This window comes from Actinosynnema sp. NPDC059797, from assembly GCF_042732085.1.
Classification (GTDB): Bacteria; Actinomycetota; Actinomycetes; order Mycobacteriales; family Pseudonocardiaceae; genus Actinosynnema.
Map to the genome: position 1 here is coordinate 1 of NZ_JBHWIE010000710.1, position 1,581 is coordinate 1,581.

Annotated in this window: 1 protein-coding gene; it reads left to right on the forward strand. The window is 74.2% G+C overall.

Annotation, left to right across the window (positions count from 1 at the left end):
• A partial coding sequence (locus ACFV4N_RS43580) for a glycoside hydrolase domain-containing protein (protein ID WP_499678572.1) occupies nt 1-1,486 on the forward strand: 1,486 nt, incomplete at its 5' end.
• Nucleotides 1,487-1,581: the final 95 nt, after the last annotated feature.

A 1,581-nucleotide genomic window follows, 5' to 3' on the forward strand; every position in this document is an offset into this window, starting at 1 on the left:
GTACACGTGGATGGTCCCGCACAACGTGGCGGGCCTGGTCGCCGCGCTCGGCGGCCCGGAGCGGGCGAACGCGCGGCTGGACGACTTCTTCCACCACGCCGACGGCCGCTGGGCGCTGTCGCGGGCGGGCGGCACGAAGTCCGCGCTGGACAACGAGCCCTCGCTGAACGCGCCGTGGCTCTACAACTACACCGGGCAGCCGCACAAGACCCAGCGGACCGTGCGCGAGGTGGTGAACTCGCTGTGGACCACCGGCCCCGGCGGCATCCCCGGCAACGACGACCTCGGCGCGATGTCCTCGTGGTTCGTGTTCGCCGCGATCGGGCTGTACCCGCAGGTGCCGTCCCGGGCCGAACTCGTGGTGGGCAGCCCGCTGTTCACCTCGGTGAGGATCAACCGCGGCGGCGGCCGGGACATCGCGATCACCGCGCCCGGCGCGTCGCCGCGGGCGGCGTACGTGCGCGGGCTGGAGGTGAACGGCCGGGCGAGCACGAGGACGTGGCTGCCGGAGTCCTTCGTGGAGCGCGGCGGCCGGCTGGCGTTCACCCTCGGCGAGGAGCCGGACACCGGGTGGGGCGCCGCGCCCGGTGACGCGCCGCCGTCGTTCCGCGAGGGCGAGCGGCCGGTCCGGCACGACCAGCCGTACCACCTGGAGGTCGAGCCCGGCGACCCCGTGGTGGCGCCCGGCGCGACGCTCCCCGCCCGGGTCGTGTCGACCAAGCTGTACGAGGGGGACCCGGCGGCCACCTACACCGTCACCGGGCCGCCGGCGCTGACGTTCGACCCGCCGTCCGGCGCGGTGCCGGGCGGGTTCTCGATCACCGCCGCGCCGGGTGCGCCGCAGGGCTTTTACCCGGCGACGGTGGTGGTCTCGGTCGAGGGCGCGGACCCGGTGGTGCTGCCGCTGGTGGTGAACGTGGCCCCGGAGGGCAGCATGCCGGCCGCGGTCAACAACACCGGCACCTCCGACGACGAGACCGGCGACGGCGACTTCGACGGCGGCGGGTACAGCTATTCGAGGCAGGCGCTCGCGGCGGCGGGCCTCGCGCCCGGCGGCACGGGCTCGGTGGACGGGCTGGCCTTCCGCTGGCCCGACTCGCCCGCCGGGCGGCCGGACAACGCGGTGGCCGACGGGCAGCGCCTGGACGTCACCGGCACCCGGCTGGCCTTCATCGGCGCGGCCACCAACGGCGCGCGGGCCGGCACCGCGACGGTGACGTTCACCGACGGCAGCACCGCGGGGGTCGAGCTGGGCTTCAGCGACTGGACGCTGGGCGGCGGCGGCAGCACGCCCTCCTACGGCAACGCGGTGGTCGCGACCACGCCGTACCGCAACCAGAGCGGCGGCGGCGGCGAGGAGGTGGCCACGCACATCTTCGCCACGAAGACCTACACCGCGCCGGAGGGCAAGGTGCTGCGCTCGGTCACCCTGCCCACCGACGACGACCTGCACGTGTTCGCAGTCGCGGTGGCGTCGAATTCCTGACCGGAATTGTGCGGGCGCGCCCGTGTGGGGGGGGGTAAGAATAAAACCGCAGAATTAATTTAACTTGTTTTTACCCCCCGCCCCCGCGGGGGTTT